Origin of the sequence: Gilliamella sp. N-G2, assembly GCF_002142215.1 — a bacterium.
In the GTDB taxonomy this organism is placed as follows: Bacteria; Pseudomonadota; Gammaproteobacteria; order Enterobacterales; family Orbaceae; genus Gilliamella.
In genome coordinates this window covers 58,369-73,308 of record NZ_NAST01000001.1, presented here as the reverse complement: position 1 = coordinate 73,308, position 14,940 = coordinate 58,369, and the positions used below count along the sequence as shown (strand labels likewise).

The following is a 14,940-nucleotide window of genomic DNA, read 5'->3' as shown; positions in this document are numbered from 1 at the left end:
AGTTACATCTCCAAAAAGTTCTTGAGCAATTTTGCACCGGCTGAGCCAGAACGCTCGGGATGAAATTGCACACCGTAAAAGTTGTCTTTTTGCACGGCAGCGGTAAAGCTTTCGCCGTAATTGGTTTCTGCGATAGTTGATGAGCATAATGGTAAGGCGTATCCATGTACAAAGTAAAAGTAAGCACCATCAGGAATATCTCTGAATAGATGATGTCCGGCTTTGGGATTGACTTGATTCCAGCCCATATGTGGTAGTGGTAATCCACAATCAGGAATTTGTACTACTTTTTCGTGAATAATACCTAAGGTATCGACATGACCTTCATTACTATAATCAGCTAAAAGTTGCATACCGAGGCAGATACCTAATACTGGTTGAGTACAGACTTTGATAAGTTCAATCAAATTACGTTCTTTTAATTTTTGCATTGCAGCAGAAGCTGAACCAACCCCTGGTAAAAATAGTTTGTCTGATTCGAGGACTGTATCAGGATCAAGGCTAATAATTGGATTATAACCTAATCTCTGTATTGCATATTTGACAGAGGAAAGATTAGCACAGCCAGTATCTAGAATGACAATTTTCATCTATAACACCCCTTTCGAGCTAGGTAATCTGTCACTTTCAATTTTAATCGCTTGTTTAAGTGTACGCGCAAAAGCTTTAAACAAACTTTCGATTCGGTGATGATCGTTGTCACCAGTTGTTTCAATATGTAAAGTAATTGCCATCGCATAACTCAAAGAATAGAAGAAATGCTCGACCATTTGCGTGCTCATATCACCAACTTTCGGATCACTAAATTGCGCAGAGAACACTAGATAAGGGCGGCCTGAAATATCCATTGCACATTTCGCTAAACACTCATCCATTGGAATAACTGATGCATAACGAGTGATACCTCGTTTATCGCCAAGTGCTTTTTTTAGCGCTTCGCCTAAGGCAAGACCAGTATCTTCAATAGTGTGGTGATCATCTATATGTAAATCGCCTTCTACTTGAATGTTTAATTTGATACCGCCATGAGTGGCGATTTGGTCAAGCATATGATCAAAAAAACCAATGCCGGTATTAATTTGACTGCCACCTTGTCTATCTAACCAAACTTCAACTAAAATTTTGGTTTCTTTGGTATTTCGTTCGACTTTGGCATAACGATCTGCAGTGGTTAAACGTTGGGCTATTTCATTCCAATTAAGTGTTTCTGGATTATAGTGTAATCCTTTTATTTGCATATTTTCAGCAAGTTGCATATCTGTTACCCTGTCACCGATAACGTAACTATTTTGTTTATCTAACTTACCACTGGTTAAATAAGGTAGAACTAAAGTGATTTTCGGTTTACGACATTCACAATTATCTTGAGGAAAATGAGGGCAGATTAGTACTTCTTCAAAGTTAACTCCTTGTGATTCGAATATTTGCATCATTAAATTATGCGGTCCATCAAAATCAGCTTGCGGATAACTACTGGTTCCTAATCCATCTTGATTGGTCACCATCACTAATTTATAACCAGCTGCTTGTAGTTTAAGCAGCGCCGGGATCACATTAGGTTCAAACGCAAGTTTTTCAAAACTATCAACTTGAAAATCAATAGGCGGTTCAACAATTAGCGTTCCATCACGGTCGATAAATAAATATTTTTGTAACATACTTGCTCCTATTTTATCGCTTTAAGTGCGGATATTACGGCATCACACTCATCTTGGGTACCAATCGAAATTCGCACAAAACCATTTTGTCCAATTGATTTACTTTGATCGCGTAGAATAATACCTTCATGCCAAAGTTTACTAAATACTTCTTTATTACTTTGAAATTTAACACATAAATAATTTGATTCACTAGGATAAACTTTTTCAACAATTGGTAAAGCAGAAAGTTGTTTAGCAAACTTCTCTTTTTGATTATTTAGATTGGTGACATGTAATCTCATCGTTTCAATACCTTCTTTACTCAATGCCTGAGTGGCAATGTCCGCTACCGGGGTAGCAAGAGGGTATGGAGCGATCACTTTTTGTAAAGCATCAATTATCGGTTTATTAGCTAAAGTAAATCCACAACGCAATCCGGCTAAGGCAAATGCTTTTGATAAGGTTCGTAAAATGACTAAGTGAGGATAATCATTAAGCCATCTGACCAAGGTTGAGTTTGGAGAGAACTCAATATAGGCTTCATCAATAATAACTAATGCGTGATCTTTGACTAAATTAAGTAATGCTTTAATATCCTCGGGATTGATTAAATTTCCAGTTGGATTGTTTGGTGAACAGACATAGATTAACTTAACATTATCCAGATTTTGTTTAATACCCTCTAAATCAAGTTGCCAATCAGATTTTGTTGGTACGGTTTTAGTTTTTATTCCTAAAGTTTCAGCGCTGACTTGATACATACCATAAGTTGGTGGGCAGTAAAGCACTGTATCAGTATCTGGTTCACAAAAAGCACGCATTAACAGCTCTATCGCTTCATCGGCCCCTCGACTGACAATCACTTGCTCTGGAGTGACTCCAGCATATTGCGCATAACCATCTATAACTTGCTGAGGTTGTGCTTCTGGATAGCGGTTTAACGTTTGCTCGGTTAACTGATAATTGGGTGCAACTGGGTATTCATTGGCATTTAGCCACACATCACCGTTGCCACCAATGCGTCTAGCGGATTGATAGGGTGTCAATTTTTGTACGTTCTTTCTGACTAATTGATTGATATCCATTTTAACCACCTATTGTTTAGTATCAGCGTTAAGTTTAGCTAAGCGAATAGTCACGGCATTTTTGTGGGCAGTGAGTTGTTCTGCTTGTGCCATTAATTCAACTGCATTACCTATTGCTTTTAACCCTTCAGCCGATAATTTTTGCACTGTCATACGTTTTTGGAAATCAGGTAATCCAAGGCTTGAATAAGTTGCTGTATAACCATAAGTTGGCAATACATGATTTGTACCAGAGGCATAATCTCCAGCAGATTCTGGTGACCATTCCCCTAAGAATATCGAACCAGCACTATTAATTTTATCAACCAGTTGATCGGCATTTTCGGTTTGAATAATTAAGTGTTCAGGACCATAACGATTGCTGATATTTACACATTCATCTAAATTTTTGGTTACGATAAGTCGGCTCTCTTGTAACGCTTTTTCAGCAATTCCTTGACGTGAAAGTTGAGCAAGTTGCTTATCAACTTCGACTGAAACTGTTTGGGCGATCTTCTCATCTGGTGTAAGCAGTACAACCTGTGAGTCGGGGCCATGTTCAGCTTGAGAAAGTAAATCAGCAGCAATAAACGCCGGATTAGCGGAACTATCGGCAATGACTAAGACTTCTGAAGGGCCGGCTGGCATATCTATTGCTGCACCATCCAATCGTTGGCTAACTTGGCGTTTCGCTTCGGTAACATAAGCATTGCCGGGACCAAATATTTTATCGACTTTAGGAACTGATTGAGTACCTAATGCCATTGCCGCAATCGCTTGTGCGCCACCCAATTGATAAATTTCTGTTACACCACAAAGTTCTGCCGCATATAAAATCTCGTCAGCAATTGGTGGAGGTGAACATAAAATCACTTTACGACAACCGGCAATTTTAGCTGGAATGGCTAACATTAATACGGTTGATAGCAATGGGGCTGAACCACCAGGGATATACAGCCCTACCGAATCAATTGGTCTAGTGACTGACTGACATTTGATACCAGGCATCGTTTCCACTGTTATAGTTTGTCTAACTTGTGCTTGGTGGAATTTTTCGATGTTACTTACGGCTAATTGCATTGCCTGTTTTAATTCTGGTTTAACACGGCTAGTTGCTGTTTTTATCTCATCTTTAGTTAATTTGATTTGCTTAATTTGCACTTTATCAAATTTATTACTTAATTCTTTTAGAGCTTCATCGCCATTTTGTTTTACTTGCGTCAAAATATCTTTAACCGCTTGGCTAATAGTATCAGAAGCAGCTATAGCAGGACGAGTTAGTAATTCTGCTTGTTTTTCTTTAGAACATTGTTGCCAATATGAAAGCTTCATTTTGCTTACTCCATCATTTTTTCAATTGGTAATACAAGGATTGAACTTGCACCTAATGCTTTTAGTTTTTCCATGGTTTCCCAGAATAATGATTCAGTACTCACCATATGTAGTGCTACCCGATTTTGTTCGCCAGTTAATGGTAAAATGGTTGGATTTTCTGCACCTGGTAATAATGATACGACTTGATCTAAAACGGCTGTTGGAGCGTGCAGCATAATGTATTTGGATTCACGGGCTTGAATTACCCCTTGAATACGGGTCATCACTTTGTCGATTAATGCTTGTTTCGTTGGTGACATTTCACCTTTTCGTTGAATTAAACAAGCCTTCGATTTATAAATAACTTCAATTTCTTGTAGACCATTAGCTTCAAGTGTGGCCCCACTAGATACTAAATCACAAATTACATCAGCAAGCCCTGCTCGTGGTGCAACTTCAACAGAACCATTAAGTAAACAGGTTTTGAAATTCACATTATATTGTGAAAGGTAACGGCGGAGTAGGTGAGGATATGTGGTTGCAATACGTAAATTATTTAAACATTCAGGGCCACTGTAAACAAAATCACGAGGAGCAGCAATTGATAAGCGGCAGCCACCAAAATCAAGACGACGCAAGGTTTTATATTGTGGATTTTCACCTTCGGCTTGTCTATCAAGAACTTCTTCTTCTAACACATTCTCACCGACAATACCAATATCGACAACACCATCAATAACTAGTCCAGGAATATCGTCATCGCGAACGCGTAAAATATCAATTGGCATATTTTCAGCAAAAGCAATTAAGCGTTGTTCTTGCAAATTGATTTTTATACCACATTGTGCCAATAATTTTTTCGACTCATCGCTTAAACGTCCCGACTTTTGCATTGCTATACGTAAACGTGAATTATCCAACATATTATTCTCCAACTTGTTTAAATAAATTTATAAACCACAAATAAAAAACCCTCGGAAGACTGATCTTCCGAGGGTTCTCTAAATGCTTTCGCAATATCACCGGAAGACCTTTTGTCTTCCAGCACCAATCGCCCGAAGACTATTCAGGAATGATGGTGATGATGATGTTTAGTAACGAAAACACAAAAACAATTCATAAAAAATAAAACCTTTAAATTTAACTGTTGTACAAAATATAACATTAATGGCTAACTCGCAACTTATTTTTGTCGATTTATTAAAAAAATATAAAAAATTTAAATTTTTTAATTATCTGTTTTGTTTATTTTTATCATGTTTAAATAGAAAAATAGTTTAAGTTATAAAATTTGTTTTAATTGATGGCTGACCTTATATCGGCCATAAATCGAGATTTTTGTTAAGAAAGCATCCAATGCATCATTTTCAAAACAGCTAACTATCATATAACAACCGTCACCAGTAATCTTATAAAACTCAGAAATTTCATTAACAGATTTTACTAATTTTTCAAAAGATTCAAATTGATTTGAGTTCATGTAAATAGTGATAAATTGTAATTGATGTTTTGGTTCTTTAATTGTGAACTTTTCTATAATATGATTATTTAGCAACTCTTGTACACGTTGTCCCACAGCTTGACTTGATAAGAATATCTTCTCGCCGATCTCGCGCCAAGATTGTCGGCTGTTATTTCTTAATTCATTTAATATAGCGCGATCTTTTTTATCCATATTTTCAATTTGAAAGCTGACTGAGGTTTATTACTTCAATTTGCTATGTCATTTAGAGGTTGATTATTTCAAAATAATAACACAAAACATTACAAAGGAGAGCAAAATGACTCAAGCATTGATGATTATTGATGTACAAAATGATTATTTTCCCAATGGAAAATACCCATTAAACAATACCGAACAGACATTGCAATGTACCTTAAAGCTACAAAATTATTTCCGCCAAAAGCAATTACCGATTATTTATATCCAGCACGTTAACCAAGATGCTAATGCTCTCTTTTTTGTTAAGAACAGTGTGGGTTGTCAGTTACATCCCAAATTGCTTCCTGTTAAGCAAGATAATGAATTTGTGATTGAAAAGGCTTATCCGAATAGTTTTTATCAAACACAATTACAGCAGAAGTTAAAGCAAGCAGAAATAACCCAGCTGGTCATTTGTGGCATGATGAGTCATATGTGTGTTGATTCTACAACTCGTTGTGCATATGAACTCAATTACCAACCAATTTTAATTCATGATGCTTGTACTACCCGTGATCTTGAATTTAACGGTAATATTATTTCATCGTCAGACGTTCATAATAGCTTTATGTCGGCATTGATGCGATTTGCAACAGTAATGGATATTGAATCATTCATTGAAACAAATTAATAAGTTAAAATACTTTTTCTTAATTTTTGAGGATTAATAAAAAATCCTCATTTTTTGACATAAATATTTATCCGTGATAATCCTAACTGAAAGGAATTTTGTTATAGCTAGTTTTATAAATTGGATTTTATATGGATCATCCTGCTAATCATATCGATAGTTACATTTTTGTTTGGTTTTTCATGCTACCATTTTTTTATGGTATTTATACGTTTTCGTTAATATTTGTTTTTGTCCGGATGCATTGGATTATCAAAGCAATTTTTACAATTCCAATGGTTGTTTGGTTAATATTTTGCTTTATGCATACCAATCTTATTATTTTTCTATTTACGTTAACCGGTATGGTTTTTCCAATAATACTTCGACTATGCCAATTACAAGCAAAAAAATCTTATGGTATAAAACGTAAATTTGCTTCAATATTCAGTTATGTATTATTACCATTATTTTGTACTTTCTTTTGGCCTGCCTATTTAATAGCTCCTATAGTTGTAGAATTTGTAGAAAGTAGACCCAGTAGTGAATGTAGAGAAAATGGACGTTTAGTTGAATTGTCTAAAGATACTATTCTGCGAGTTTATCCTAATTCCAAATATTCACCATTTTGGATTAGAAAATTACATGATTCTACTTCTGTAAATATTTCTGAAAAAGATTTTTGTCAGCAGTTTTCCCATACTCAAGCCTATCAAATTGACAAAATCAGTGAAATTAGAATTAATTCAAGGAATTTATGCATTCATCCAACATCTAAAGCAATAATCGCTTATTGCAGTAATATAAAAAATGAACTTTTAAAATTGGATAGTTTAGACATCGAATTTGTGAAAAAAAATAAAGATGAAGTTAGTGATATTGGGCTTAAATCATTTCAGAAAAGATTAGAAGATATAAAGGAGATAAAGAGAAATAGAAATTCAGAAGATTGGTATGGAGATTGGCTTGAGACAAAACAATTCAACAATGGCATAGAATTACATAGATTTTATAAATATGAAAACACACTAATCATTCCTCAAGTAGATTGGTTGCCACCGCAAACAGAAGCTTTAGAAATTAATTGCTATCGTAAAAGTGTTTTAAGGTGTACTTATAATTATGAGTATAATCAAGATTGGAATGTATCAGTTTTCTATATATTTAATATTAGAGATAGTATCGAAAATGAAAATGACGACGATAATATGCCAATTTATGATCAAACTTTCATTGATATGAATTTAGAAGGCGCACAAAAAGCTTATCAAATAGTAGAAGATTTTATTGAAGCTCTGAGTGTGAAATGAACTAATATTATGCTTTTTAATCATAATAAATATAAAAATAGGAATAAGCAAACTTGAATGCAGCATTATTTTATAGAAAATTTGGACTACCTGAACAAGTATTGACACTTGAATATGCAAATAAATCATCCTTAAAAGAAAATTACATTAGAGTTCAAATGCTATATGCACCAATTAATGCCTCAAATCTTATTCCAATTACTGGCGCTTACCAACATCGTATCACACTGCCGCAAATTGCTGGTTATGAAGGCATAGGTAAAGTTATAGAAGCTCCACTATCTTATCAACATCTGATAGGAAAACGAGTTTTACCTTTAAGGGGAGAAGGGACGTGGCAGAATTTTGTCGATTTACCAGCAGAATTTGCTATTGAAGTTCCCGATTCAATTAGTGATATTACGGCTGCCAGAGCCTATATTAACTCAGTTGCAGCATGGTTAATGCTTAAACATTATTCGTCACAAGGAAAGCATATTTTAGTTACTGCCGCGGGATCGGATTGCGCAAAATTGTTATGTAACTGGGCAATAAAATTTGCAGCTTTATCTGTTACAGTTATCTGTCGTTCTGATAATCATGCTCAATATTATAATAAACATACAATTAAACATATAAAGCAAGATGATAAGCAAACTATCGAATATTTTGCCAGACAAGCTGATATTGTTTTTGATGCTGTTGGTGGTGAGCTTGCCGAAACAATTTTGGCGCATATGCCTGATTCAAGTGAATTTGTCTCGTATGGTCTGCTTTCTGGTGCTTTTTTTCAACCTAAAAAGCGATTACCCAAAGTTCATTGGTTTCATATTCGTCACTATTTAAACCAAATAAGCTCAAATCAATGGTTAAAAATGTTTGATGATATATGGCCTATATTAGATGTAAATGATTTAACTGTAGCAAATTTCTTTGAATTTAATGATTGGCAAGCGGCGATAAAAAATTATCGACAGCCATATAGAAACAATAAACCATTATTAATATTTGATTAAACCATCGATGTTATAATAATTATTAATTCAGAAGATTTAGGAAAGATATTTGTTGATTTTATCTTTCCTAAAAATGACTAATATCAATCTTTAATTGTTTTTTGATTTTTTATTCTAGCTAAGACAGTAAATCTTCCCGAGCCTATTAAGGCAAGACTTAAAGCTGTTAGGGACATAAATGCGGGATATTCCCATCCTCCGCCTGCGTTACCAAATGACCAACCATTAGACGAATGAATAAAACTGATAACAATCATTTGTAGAAATGTTAGCCAGCTGATAATGCGAACTAATATGCCTAAAACTAAACATATACCACCGCCAATTTCAAATACAATGGTTAAGTAAGCCAAAAATTCTGGCAAACCGAGTGATGCAAAAAATTGTGCTGTACCTGCTGGTGTAAAAACTAACAGTTTAGTCAATCCATGAGCTAAAAACATTATGCCTATGGTAATACGTAAAATAAGTGCTGCTAAATCATACTGATATTGTTTCATTTAATTTCCTTCAAAATATGTTTTTAAATTAAATCTTGTAAATAAATAATAGTAGTTATTTTTTTATGGATAAATAGTCCATTTTGTGATTTATTGTCACATAAAATGGAATAATATTGGACTTATAAGTTAGAATGAATAGATCAAACAAACTGTTAGAAATGAGTGTATTTGTTGCAGTAGTTGAATGTAATAGTTTTATCAAGGCTGCCATAAAATTGAATATGTCTAAGCAAGCGGTATCTCGTCAAATTCAAGCATTAGAAGATCGTTTACAAATACGATTATTGCAACGAACAACTCGAAATATGATTATTACTAATGAAGGACAAACATTTTATTGGCACGCCAAAGAAATAATTGAAGCTACAGAAGAGGCAGAAAACAATTTGCGCCTGAATCACGCCAATCCTCAAGGTATTCTAAAAGTGAATGTCCCTGTTAGTTTCGGTATTTTACATTTAGCTCCTTTATGGCAAAAATTTATCGATAAATATCCACACATTACACTCGATATAACTTTATCCGATCGAATAGTCAATTTGTTGGAAGAAGGCTATGATCTGGCTATAAGAGTGGGGAATTTAAATAACTCATCGTTAATTAGTCGCAAATTATCTACCACAAAAATGATTGTTGCTGCATCACCAAAATATCTAGCCGAACATGGCACACCTTGTCAGCCAAATGATCTTAAACAACATAAAATAATTATGTATAGTCATTGGGCAAAGAAAGAACAATGGAATTTTTATCAAGATAATATTTGTTATGCAATAAATTTAAATGCTGATATTTATTGTAATAATGGTGATACTTGCCGACAAATAATGCTACATCACGGAGGAATTTCCAAACAACCTGATTTTATTATTGGTAATGACATTAAAGAAGGGCGACTTTCCCCTATACTCAGTAATTATGAAATTGAGGATTTAAATATTTATGCTATTTACCCAAGTCGCAAATTATTACCACTTAGAACTCGATGTTTGATTGACTTTTTAATTATTGAATTAAAAAATTTACAATGGTGAAAATTGATAAATAAAATATTTACTTAATATATGTAAGTGGATATTATTGTTTAAGTTTTATATCGTCAATTACTATAAAATGCACAAAATTTGATTTAATTTAGAATAGTTGTCATAAGGAATATGAAATGGGTATATTTTCTCGTTTTTTTGCTAAAAAAACAGAATCAAAACAGATGGATAATTCGATTGTCCCAAATCCTGATATTGAAAATGCCATTAGCGTAAGTATTGTATTTAGCGGTGCCCTTAATATTAATAACGATGAATTATTAGCAAAACTCAAATCGATTGATCCGACCATAAAAGATATTCGATATGAAACTCCGTTCGGACAACTTGAAGAAGGTATGTGTATTTTAGTAAGTTGGGGTAAACATGTTATTAGAATATTTGGTCTCAATGCTCCTTATCCTAAGGCTGTATTAGAAACATGTGTTGCACCAGCAAGTTATAGTCAAGAAATAAAACAACAAGTTTATGAAAGTGATAGTCATTTATTATTATATTATGTCGGCTATGAACAAAATGTATTAGAGCAATACTTAGCTTTAACTCGTTTAGCGGTATGCTTTGAACAATTTAATGCGTTAGCAGTAATTAATGAGGATGCTCATACTTCATTACCAGTTAACTTTATTAATTCACTAGCTTCGGAAAAAGATGGTTTAACCACTTTAGGGGAATGTTTACCTTTATTGTTTTGTGGTTTTGTTAAATATGAAATAGAAAATATTAAAGGGATTTGGATGCGCACTTATGGTGCTAATAAATTTGGTATACCTAATTTTGCTGCATTAGCCAATAGTTATGAGGAAAGTGAATATTATTTTGACATGTTTAGTAACATTTTAAACTATTTGCGACAAAGTCAAGCGACAATGAATCCTGGCGATACCATGGAAATGGGTGATAATCGTATGATGTCATTACGAGCGCCTCAAGATGAGGAATATTTCTTAAAAGATCAGGGTGATCTTTTAGTAATTGAAATTAATAACTAATTTATACTTTTCAAGTTTTAGGAAAGGTAATAAATATTTGTCTCTACCTTTCCTAAATATTTAGAATCTTATTGTTGAATCGTTTGTGGATATTTTTTACCTGCTAAAACACTAAATCGACCTGTTCCTAATAATGCCAAACTAAAAGCAGTTAGTGACATAAAAGCTGGATACTCCCAACCACCACCAGGATTGGTAAATGACCAACCATTAGCCCAATGTACCATCGTTATTATTGCTAGTTGAAAAAAAGCAATTAGCGCTACTGCACGGGTTAAAATACCGAGTAACAATAGTGCGCCACCACCAATCTCAAAAACGATAACGATATAAGAAAAAAAGCTGGGAAAGCCAAGAGTATGAAAATACTCGGCGGTACCTTCAGGGGTTAGAACAAGTAGTTTGGTAAAACCATGGGCTAAAAACATCATACCTAAAGCAATTCGTAGTACAAATGCAGCTACATCAGTTTGATATTCTTTCATTTTGGTTTCCTATATTAAGTTAGCAAAATAACAATAATGAAACTCTTAAAGATTTCTTACAAACGTTATTACTCTTTTAAAACATAGGATACTGCAAATATGATTGTCTCACAGTTAACACTCAATAGTAAAGCAGTAGACAAATGTCATCAATTTTTTATAACTGAAATTTAAGACGGTATTAGTATATTTACTTTTGTTTAAGAATAGAAAAAATAGCAGTGCGACTAACAGTCGCACCGTTATTGCTTACTTATTGTTGGTGTCGAATAGATTTAAATTTTTCAGTAGTTTGTTTAAGTGCAGTTTCAGTAGGCAAACGTTCCATTGAACTTGCACCATAGAATCCGTTACAATCAGGACAATTTTGTAAAATATATTCTGCATCTTCAGGAGATGAAATAGGTCCGCCATGGCAAAGTATAATAATATCTGGACGAATTGCTTTAGCTGCTTTAGCCCATTGATTGATTAAAGGTACACAATCCGCAAGTTTTAATGCGGTTTGGGCGCCAATACTACCACCGGTGGTTAAGCCCATATGTGGAACTAAAATATCCGCCCCAGCTTTGGTCATATCAATAGCATCTTGTTCACTAAATACATATGGTGTAGTTAGCAGATCTTTTTCATGTGCTTTGCGAATCATCTCAACTTCTAACGCATAGCCCATACCAGTTTCTTCAAGGTTAGCTCTAAAATTACCATCAATTAAACCGACAGTAGGAAAGTTTTGTACGCCAGCAAATCCGGTAGCTTTAATTTGATCTAAAAACTGATCAAATTGGCAGAAAGGGTCGGTGCCATTTACGCCAGCTAAAACAGGAGTATGTTTTACAACCGGTAATACTTCTTTTGCCATATCCATAACAATTTCATTGGCATTACCATAAGCTAATAAGCCAGCTAGCGATCCGCGACCCGCCATACGATAACGACCAGAATTGTAAATTACAATCAGATCAATACCACCAGCTTCTTCGCATTTCGCCGATAATCCTGTACCAGCGCCTCCACCGATGATTGGTTGACCTTTAGCAATCATATCATGGAATTTTTTTAATAATTGAGCACGTTTACTACTCATAATTTTCTCCATTACTTTATTTAATTATATTTTTAAATTCGTTAATAACTAAATTACAAAATTCTGGTGAATTAATATGATGCGAGGTTTTTATTAACCGTCGTTTTTTAGTTTGAATAAAGACTTTTTCAAACTCATCTATAAAAGCTTTATCCGCTTGCGGTGACCAAAAATCCCCATTTTCAATATCAAGTGCAGAAAAACCACTTTCAGGAATAATAAAAACTACTTCACCTTGACATTTATTTAGTTTTGTAGCGATCCAATTTGCCATGATTTTATTCTCTTCTGGCGTGGTTCGCATTAAAGTAACTTGTGGATTATGAGGATAAAACAGCCGATCTCGATATTTTTCTGGAATAGTATCTGGACTACCGAAATTGACCATGTCTAAAGCACCACATGATCCAATATATGGAACTTGACTTCTTGCAATGGCTTCAAATCGATCATCATCACAAGCAAGTACTCCATCAAATAGATGATCACAAACTTCAGTGGTCGTAATATCAAGTACACCTTTTAATAAATGGCTATCAGCTAATTTTTCCATTGCCTTACCGCCACTACCCGTTGCATGAAAAACTAAGCAATCGTATTTATCATTTAATTTTGCTGAAAGTGATTGAACACACGGGGTAGTAACACCGAACATAGTTAATCCAATTGCTGGCTTATCTTCAACTTGTTCTTGCGTTTTAAATAATACTGAACCTGCAATAGAATTAGCTGCATTGGCAAGTACTTTTCTTGAGATAACATTTACGCCAGCAATATCTGTAACGGAATAGAGCATCGTAATATCACTTGCACCGATATATCCTGATATATCACCTGAAGCCATGGTTGAAACCATCAACTTTGGTACGCCAATAGGCAGCGCTTGCATAGCTGGAGTGATTAATGCGGTACCACCCGAACCACCTAAACCGAGTATAGCGTCAACATCATTTTGCGCTATTAAAAATTGTTTAAATGCATTAGCCATTGCAACGATAGCCTTTCCTCTATCGGTGACAAAAACAGCTTTTTCACCCTCGGGATGATATTTAGCGACAGTGCTGGCGCTAATATCAGCAATGTGATTAAAAGAATGCGGTTGCTTAGTGGAGATATCAACTATTTTACTTTCAACATTTCTTTTACTAAGTAAATGTTTGACGTAAACAATCTCTTCTCCTTTTGTGTCTAGTGTCGCGACCAAGTAAACCATGTTATGCGATGCCATTTATTTCTCCTTAACAGATAAAATAGAACTCGATACTTCTTACTTAACTAGCGATTACTACTTTAATTATTATATGATAAAGATGAGACCTAAGTCTCATTTTTTTTGTATTTTTTATAAATTTTAGTTATTTACAAAAAAGTTATATAATATACAGACATTTACATAAATAAAAAAATGACGATATGAAAAATAGATCACTCATTTCAAAAAATTACACAGGTGTAAAAAAACGTACTTATGAACATCTCATCGAAATTGCATTAAAAGTTTTGGAACAAGGTAAAGATGTATCCATTACTGAGTTGTCGGATAAAGGTGGTGTTTCAAGAGCGACAGCCTATCGTTATTTTCCAACCAAAAGTGACTTGATATCAGCAGTAGTTGAAAAATCGCTCGGACCTATATTCTTCTGGAAATCAGATAAAGAAAAAGTTGAAGATCGAGTAAATGATTTTTTAGCATTCGCATTTCCGCAAATGTTAAAGCATGAGGGTGCATTACGAGCTGCATTAAGACTTTCTTTGCAGCAGTGGGCAACTGAACGATCAAAAATTTCCGAACAATCAGAAAAACTTGTTCGGGGTAATCGTAAAGAGATCTTATCTAACCTGTTACAACCAATTAAAGAACAACTACCGGATGAGTTATACAATAAAGTTATTCATTCCATCTCCATTATATATGGTTCAGAAATTTTTATGGTATTAAAAGATATTTGGAACTTTGATGACGAACAAATGATAACTCTTTCACAATGGATATCTAAAGCAATAATCAACCAAGCCAGACGAGATGCTGAAATTGAATGTAATCATGAAAAACTCAAAGTTGTTTAAAATTTAGAAAAAATAAATAATTGTGTTTTTTTTAACAACTATTTATTTTAGTCAATATTAAAAACAAAAGACAAATAAAGGCACTACCGCTTAAGGTAGTGCCTTTATTTGAAGTTAATGAGATA

At 34.1% G+C, this 14,940-nt stretch carries 16 protein-coding genes and 1 other annotated feature; of the genes, 6 read left to right on the top strand and 10 right to left on the bottom strand.

Annotated features, from left to right (window positions below; genetic code table 11):
* Positions 1-2: 2 nt before the first annotated feature.
* The 6 genes from hisH to B6C99_RS00335 all read right to left on the bottom strand — a co-directional run bounded on the left by hisH (position 3) and on the right by B6C99_RS00335 (position 5,693).
* A complete protein-coding gene (gene hisH / locus B6C99_RS00360; RefSeq protein ID WP_065613039.1) occupies positions 3-590 on the bottom strand; it encodes an imidazole glycerol phosphate synthase subunit HisH in 588 nt (195 codons plus the stop codon).
* Positions 591-1,658, bottom strand: a complete 1,068-nt coding sequence (hisB, locus tag B6C99_RS00355; RefSeq protein WP_086358002.1) for a bifunctional histidinol-phosphatase/imidazoleglycerol-phosphate dehydratase HisB — start codon at positions 1,656-1,658, stop codon at positions 591-593.
* Between the two features lie 8 nt (positions 1,659-1,666).
* Positions 1,667-2,725 (bottom strand): histidinol-phosphate transaminase, encoded by a 1,059-nt coding sequence (hisC, locus tag B6C99_RS00350; RefSeq protein WP_086358001.1) that lies wholly within the window; start codon positions 2,723-2,725, stop codon positions 1,667-1,669.
* A gap of 9 nt (positions 2,726-2,734) precedes the next feature.
* Entirely contained in the window at positions 2,735-4,036 is a 1,302-nt protein-coding gene (gene hisD, locus B6C99_RS00345) for a histidinol dehydrogenase (protein WP_086358000.1), read from the bottom strand.
* Between the two features lie 5 nt (positions 4,037-4,041).
* Entirely contained in the window at positions 4,042-4,941 is a 900-nt protein-coding gene (gene hisG, locus B6C99_RS00340; protein ID WP_086357999.1) for an ATP phosphoribosyltransferase, read from the bottom strand.
* Between the two features lie 39 nt (positions 4,942-4,980).
* Positions 4,981-5,106: a sequence feature (His leader region), on the bottom strand.
* 194 nt (positions 5,107-5,300) lie between these two features.
* On the bottom strand, positions 5,301-5,693 hold the full coding sequence (locus B6C99_RS00335; RefSeq protein ID WP_086357998.1) for an Lrp/AsnC family transcriptional regulator: 393 nt from the start codon (positions 5,691-5,693) through the stop codon (positions 5,301-5,303).
* A gap of 106 nt (positions 5,694-5,799) precedes the next feature.
* On the opposite strand from B6C99_RS00335, the gene B6C99_RS00330 reads away from it, so the two are divergent.
* From B6C99_RS00330 to B6C99_RS00320, 3 genes are all read left to right on the top strand, one after another.
* Positions 5,800-6,351, top strand: a complete 552-nt coding sequence (locus B6C99_RS00330; protein ID WP_086357997.1) for a cysteine hydrolase family protein — start codon at positions 5,800-5,802, stop codon at positions 6,349-6,351.
* 131 nt (positions 6,352-6,482) lie between these two features.
* Positions 6,483-7,640 (top strand): hypothetical protein, encoded by a 1,158-nt coding sequence (locus tag B6C99_RS00325; protein WP_086357996.1) that lies wholly within the window; start codon positions 6,483-6,485, stop codon positions 7,638-7,640.
* A 53-nt stretch (positions 7,641-7,693) separates the two neighbouring features.
* Entirely contained in the window at positions 7,694-8,635 is a 942-nt protein-coding gene (locus B6C99_RS00320; RefSeq protein WP_086357995.1) for a zinc-dependent alcohol dehydrogenase family protein, read from the top strand.
* Between the two features lie 83 nt (positions 8,636-8,718).
* On the opposite strand, the gene B6C99_RS00315 is transcribed toward B6C99_RS00320, so the two are convergent.
* The gene (locus tag B6C99_RS00315; protein ID WP_086357994.1) at positions 8,719-9,135 is read right to left on the bottom strand and encodes a DoxX family protein; all 417 of its coding nucleotides are present in this window, start codon (positions 9,133-9,135) and stop codon (positions 8,719-8,721) included.
* A 134-nt stretch (positions 9,136-9,269) separates the two neighbouring features.
* Here B6C99_RS00315 and B6C99_RS00310 point away from each other — a divergent pair, with 134 nt between their 5' ends.
* Positions 9,270-10,172, top strand: a complete 903-nt coding sequence (locus B6C99_RS00310) for a LysR family transcriptional regulator (protein WP_086357993.1) — start codon at positions 9,270-9,272, stop codon at positions 10,170-10,172.
* A 128-nt stretch (positions 10,173-10,300) separates the two neighbouring features.
* Positions 10,301-11,176, top strand: a complete 876-nt coding sequence (locus B6C99_RS00305; protein WP_086357992.1) for a DUF4261 domain-containing protein — start codon at positions 10,301-10,303, stop codon at positions 11,174-11,176.
* 68 nt (positions 11,177-11,244) lie between these two features.
* Here the strand turns inward: B6C99_RS00305 and B6C99_RS00300 are convergent, their stop codons facing one another.
* The 3 genes from B6C99_RS00300 to B6C99_RS00290 form a co-directional block, all read right to left on the bottom strand.
* Positions 11,245-11,661, bottom strand: a complete 417-nt coding sequence (locus B6C99_RS00300; RefSeq protein WP_086357991.1) for a DoxX family protein — start codon at positions 11,659-11,661, stop codon at positions 11,245-11,247.
* A gap of 253 nt (positions 11,662-11,914) precedes the next feature.
* On the bottom strand, positions 11,915-12,748 hold the full coding sequence (locus tag B6C99_RS00295; RefSeq protein ID WP_086357990.1) for a phosphoenolpyruvate hydrolase family protein: 834 nt from the start codon (positions 12,746-12,748) through the stop codon (positions 11,915-11,917).
* Positions 12,749-12,764: 16 nt separating this feature from the next.
* On the bottom strand, positions 12,765-13,976 hold the full coding sequence (locus B6C99_RS00290) for a Tm-1-like ATP-binding domain-containing protein (protein WP_086357989.1): 1,212 nt from the start codon (positions 13,974-13,976) through the stop codon (positions 12,765-12,767).
* 185 nt (positions 13,977-14,161) lie between these two features.
* Here B6C99_RS00290 and B6C99_RS00285 point away from each other — a divergent pair, with 185 nt between their 5' ends.
* Positions 14,162-14,815 (top strand): TetR/AcrR family transcriptional regulator, encoded by a 654-nt coding sequence (locus B6C99_RS00285; RefSeq protein ID WP_086357988.1) that lies wholly within the window; start codon positions 14,162-14,164, stop codon positions 14,813-14,815.
* The last annotated feature ends 125 nt before the right edge of the window (positions 14,816-14,940 follow it).